The following is an 804-nucleotide window of genomic DNA, read 5'->3' as shown; positions in this document are numbered from 1 at the left end:
CACTTTCGTCATTGTTGGCGATGACGCCATCGAACGGCTTGCCGGTCGACAGCCAGTTGGTCATCAGGTTCTGCGCCTCGTCGCGGTTCCAGTTCGACGTCTGCTTGTCGATGATCTTGATGAAGCTGCAATCCGGCGTCGCGATCACATCGTCGATGTCCTTGGTGCGCTGCACGGCGGCCTGGTTGGAAAGCTCGCCCATGATCACATAGACATTGGCTTCCTTCTTGCCGGCTTCCTTGAACAGGCGGCAGACTTCCTTGGTCTCGAGCGTGCCGGAATCGGCTTCGTTCGAGGCGACGAAGGCCTGGTTGTCGGGCAGCGTGTCGACGTTGACCGGCTCGCGGTTGACATAGACCAGCGGGATCTTGGCTGCGGCGGCGGCATCCGACATCGCCTGCGTGGCCGAAGTGTCGACCGGGTTGACGATGATGGCGTCGACGCCCGAAGCGGCGAAGTTCTTGATCTGGTCAAGCTGCTTGGCAACGTCGTTCTGTGCGTCCTCGACCTGCAACTCGACGCCGCTCATGCCCTTGGCCTGCTCGATCATGCCGTTGCGCAGCACGGTCAGGAAGTTGTCGTCGAACTTGGCCATCGACACGCCAACCTTGGCGGCCAGGGCGGATGAACTCATCAGCGCCGCGAAGGCGACGCCTAAAATCAATTTCTTCATTGTGTTTCTCCTCCACATATTGGTGTCCGGTTTCACCGATTTATCCGGAATCCCCGATCTCCCCGGGGAATCTCTCCCTGATGTCGTTTCTATTCCGGGTGACGCTTGCCGTTGGCTGGAACGTCAAACCC

1 protein-coding gene is annotated in these 804 nt (G+C 59.3%); it reads right to left on the bottom strand.

Going from position 1 to position 804, the window contains the following annotated elements; translation table 11 throughout:
- Window positions 1-673 (bottom strand): substrate-binding domain-containing protein (locus tag EN991_RS38295; RefSeq protein ID WP_164769765.1); only part of this gene is annotated, 673 nt, incomplete at its 3' end.
- Window positions 674-804 lie beyond the last annotated feature (131 nt).

Origin of the sequence: Mesorhizobium sp. M7A.F.Ca.US.005.03.2.1, assembly GCF_003997795.1 — a bacterium.
GTDB classification, from domain to species: Bacteria; Pseudomonadota; Alphaproteobacteria; order Rhizobiales; family Rhizobiaceae; genus Mesorhizobium; species Mesorhizobium ciceri.
The sequence above is the reverse complement of the archived record's forward strand: the minus strand, read 5'-3'. Positions and strand labels throughout refer to the sequence as shown.